Genomic DNA, 3,940 nt, shown 5'->3' on the forward strand with positions numbered 1-3,940 from the left:
TTTGGCATGATTCTGCATTTAAGTATTTAAAAAAAGCCATATGGACAAATAGACATAATAGAAATGAGAAGTAGTTATAGATTTTGATTTTATCATAAAATTTTTTCTGTCTAAAAACTGTCTGTAGTAATTTTTCCCTAAAGTCTCGTAGTTCTTGCAGAAACCTGTGCAGTCACAGGTTTCTATACGACTAGTTTTCCTTGGAGAAAGAAATTTTCTGGTACGCAAAGCATCGTTGAGAGCTTTTGTGCGAGATAAAAAATATCCCTTCCAAAATAGAAATCATAGGTGTATTCTGTTACCCTTCATGTCAGCTATAATCTGTTTATCTTTGTCTAAAAACCGCACAAGTTAACAATCTCCAGTAAGGGTATAAAATAATTTTATAACAACGAAATAGCATTTTACAATTCGCTATTACTGCATTATAATAAACCAGTTCGTAAGTAATTTTCTGTAAGATATTCCATGAAATGTTTTGCAGTTTTGCTCTTTGACAATTCAGCAGCGGCTCAAAATCATGGCGTTTGAGCTGTAAAGCCGCCTACGATACGCGCTATGTGTATGGTGCTGATGCCTTGGGTGCCGAAGGCACGCTGGATAATAATTTCCGCTTACGCAAACGGCGCGCTTGCGCGACGTACGGAAACAGAGCTGCCAAATGGACAGCGACCGAGCTAAGCGAAACGTTCTACTTCAACACGATGTGGACGTGGCACACTGACAAAGGATTGCCCGACGGACAGTATTCGAAGCACATATACTTAGGTGAAACGCGAGTCGTCACGAAGCAGACGAGTAAACTCGAAGCGAGTTACAAACAGAGCGACGAGTGGCGGCACCGGTATTACTACCACCCGGATCACTTAGGAAGTGCACAGCTCATCACCGACTACGAGGGCAATGAGTACCAACGGATAGAATACACGCCGTACGGGGAGCTCTGGGTAGAAAAAAAGACGGAGAAAGAAGAAGGGCTGCGGTACTTGCCATACAAATTCACTGCGAAAGAGCAGGATGAGGAGACAGGGCTCTATTACTACGGTGCGCGATACTTGGATGCGAAGTACAGTAGATGGATGAGCGCGGATCCGGCGGTGAGTGATTACGTACCGCAGGCGGGGAGCGATAATGCAAAACTCCCTGCAGGTGGAGTATATGATTTTATAAATCTTAATTTATATCATTATGCAGGGAATAATCCTATTAAATATATAGATCCTACAGGTAATTTCAAATTGCCTAAAGGATATTTTAATAATTTTAATAAAACTAATATGGCAGATCTGGTAGCTTCTTCTGGGAAAACGCATTGTAATGATTTTATTCCTAGATTCTTGAAAGGACTCGGCGATAAAGTTTATAACGATATAATGCCTAAAAAAGAAAATGCTTCTGCTAATGATTTGTATAATTCATGGGAATCAAATCCCTCTATGATAAATTTGAATGATTTATACGCAAAAACATACAAAGATGCTCCAAATGTGAATATTCAAGAAGCAGCTGCAGACTTAGCAACTTATTATGCAGATGAAGGTTATCTTGTCTTGGCGGTCGCCTCGGAGGGAGGTAATCATGTTGCTGTAGTAGCTCCGTCAAATATTACTTATGAATGTAATCCGTCTCTTCCAAAAGTTGCAAAATATTTTGAAGGGACTTCAGGGTTAATTCCCCATCAAGGTTCGAGAAAGCCAATAGTAACAAGAGATTATCCTGTATTCATACAGGCAGGAACTTATACCGGAGTAGTTCCTCCAGGATGGGCTTTTAGTAGGACTATGTTTGATAAAGGCCAAGTGCAATTTTATGTCTATAAACCGCAGGAGGAACAATAGATGAAAAAATATTTCATACTATGTATGATTTTTCTGTTTCCCGTTGTTATTTTCTGTCAAGAAAAAACGGTTTTTTCTAATTTAGTAACATATGGAGAATCGGAAAAGTTTGATTTGACTTTTGAATGCGTTAAGGGTAGTAAGGATTTTATTGATAAATTTAAACTCAATAAAATGGAAATCGGTTTTATCGGATATTGGACGGATAATTTTTATTTGGAAATAAAACAGAATGGAGTCAATATACATATTTCTGGATTGGATTTTTTCCCTAACAGGGTAATGGAAATGAGTCTGGAGTGTTACCTAAACAGTAAGCGGGTACAGCGGCGTTTCTTCTTCGAATGGCAAATAAAAGGACAGGAATTGAAATTAAAACCTTTGCTATATTTTTCAAAAAAAATGATAATATCAGCTCTGTTGAATTCGTTGATAGTAATGATTATGAAAATGCAGGAGAAATAGAGTTCTATAAGGATAATTATATATTAACAAAGCAATTAGATTTTTCATTTTTGAATAAATATTTGCAGGAGAAAGAAATTGAATTTCATAAAGATGATTTCAGATACAGAATGTTGCTCGGAAGGGCAATGCCTTCTATTTACGATAGGCTTGGCACTGATTCAGAGCTGAGAAATTTTTTATTAAATTTTGATATAACAAAAGAGACTGATTTTATTAAATTGGAAGAAAATTATTATTAAGGCTTACTGTAAGTGAAATGCGGTTGAAAAGAAAGGATTGTTACTGTCGTTGATACACGATAGTATGGCTATGCAATATTGAGTACACGCCGTACGGAGAGCTGTGGGTAGAGAAAAAGACGGAAAAAGAGGAAGGACTGCGCTATCTGCCGTACAAGTTTACGGCGAAGGAGCAGGATGAGGAGACCGGGCTGTACTACTACGGAGCGAGGTATCTCGATGCGAAGTACAGTAGATGGATGTCGACGGATCCGGCGGTGAGTGATTACATACCGATGGCGCCGGTGGATGATGAGGCGAAAAAGCATAACGAGCAGCTGCCGGGTATGGGCGGTGTGTTCAACGTCGTAAACTTCCAGCTGTATCACTATGCGGGGAATAATCCCGTGAAGTATACGGATCCGGACGGAAGGGAAGATGGTGATTCAATAGAATTGTCTCAAAGAGATATAGATAAAATAAATACACTTCATCCAGAAATCAGGGATAGCGTTACAAAAATGTTACAAAATCTCAAAAAAGACGGTATCACAGTAGAGATTACTTTAGCTTATCGTTCTTATGAAGAGCAAGATGCATTGTATTCACAAGGACGAAATGAAAAAGGTGAAGTAACTGATGCGTCAAAAGTAGTTACCAATGCTAAGGGTGGGCAAAGTTATCATAATTTTGGACTTGCATTTGATTTGACTGTTTATGACAAAGATGGAAAAAAAGATTGGAATAAAGATTCTGATTCATGGAAAAAAGTCATAGCGGAAGGAAAAGAACAAGGTTTTGAAGCAGGTGCCGAATGGACAGATTTTCCAGACTTACCACACTTTCAAAATACATTTGGCTTTATGCCTGGAGCGTTGAGAGAGAAAAAAGAAAAAAATGAAACAACGGATGGTTTTGTAAATGTTAAATAAATCAAGAATATTCGTTTTATTAATATTACTCATTATATGTAATTTGTATTCAAATAGCCTTTCATCAAATAATTATAACGCTTATTCAAAATTTGAATATGATCTAGCTGATTATTTGCCGAATGTTAATGGGCGTGGGGAAGTCTTTATAAATGAATCAAATAAAAATGATTGTTGTGTTAAGATGTATTTTTATACTTCAATATATCAGATTCATTATTATATAAGTTTTACAGAACACAGTTTTAAAGGTTTTTCAGAGAAGATAACGTATAATGAACAATATACTATAAATAACTCAAAAAAAGAACACCTGGGAGATTTTGAAGGCGAAAAAAGTGAAATTTCAAAACAGTCGGAGCGAGTTCAAAAATATCTTAATCTTGCTTTGGAACTTATAGATGAATCTTTGAAGTAAAATTTAATGATTATTATTTTAAGGGAAATTTTTCTTATCTCCTGTAATTTGATGTATGTTATTGCC

At 36.7% G+C, this 3,940-nt stretch carries 3 protein-coding genes and 1 pseudogene; all 4 read left to right on the forward strand.

What is annotated here, in order from left to right; translation table 11 throughout:
* The first annotated feature begins 704 nt into the window (after window positions 1-704).
* The 4 genes and pseudogenes from JSQ97_RS12530 (at window position 705) to JSQ97_RS12545 (ending at window position 3,874) form a co-directional block, all read left to right on the forward strand.
* A complete protein-coding gene (locus tag JSQ97_RS12530; RefSeq protein ID WP_239447145.1) occupies window positions 705-1,838 on the forward strand; it encodes an RHS repeat domain-containing protein in 1,134 nt (377 codons plus the stop codon).
* Window positions 1,839-2,182: 344 nt separating this feature from the next.
* Window positions 2,183-2,545 carry a hypothetical protein gene (locus tag JSQ97_RS12535; protein WP_205076355.1) on the forward strand — a complete coding sequence of 121 codons (363 nt, stop codon included), beginning with the start codon at window positions 2,183-2,185 and terminating at the stop codon, window positions 2,543-2,545.
* 74 nt (window positions 2,546-2,619) lie between these two features.
* A pseudogene (locus JSQ97_RS12540) lies at window positions 2,620-3,456 on the forward strand (RHS repeat-associated core domain-containing protein); the annotation flags it as partial.
* Complete coding sequence (locus JSQ97_RS12545; RefSeq protein WP_205076357.1) at window positions 3,446-3,874, forward strand: hypothetical protein; 429 nt, start codon at window positions 3,446-3,448, stop codon at window positions 3,872-3,874. The pseudogene JSQ97_RS12540 and the gene JSQ97_RS12545, both read left to right, overlap by 11 nt.
* The last annotated feature ends 66 nt before the right edge of the window (window positions 3,875-3,940 follow it).

The organism is Treponema sp. Marseille-Q4523, from assembly GCF_016901105.1.
Lineage (GTDB): Bacteria > Spirochaetota > Spirochaetia > Treponematales > Treponemataceae > Treponema_D.

Excerpts from the sequence above, each read along its gene's own strand:
- JSQ97_RS12545 (WP_205076357.1), top strand. The coding sequence starts at position 3,446 with ATGTTAAATAAATCAAGAATATTCGTTTTATTAATATTACTCATTATA.
- JSQ97_RS12530 (WP_239447145.1), top strand. The coding sequence starts at position 705 with ATGTGGACGTGGCACACTGACAAAGGATTGCCCGACGGACAGTATTCG.
- JSQ97_RS12535 (WP_205076355.1), top strand. The coding sequence starts at position 2,183 with ATGGCAAATAAAAGGACAGGAATTGAAATTAAAACCTTTGCTATATTT.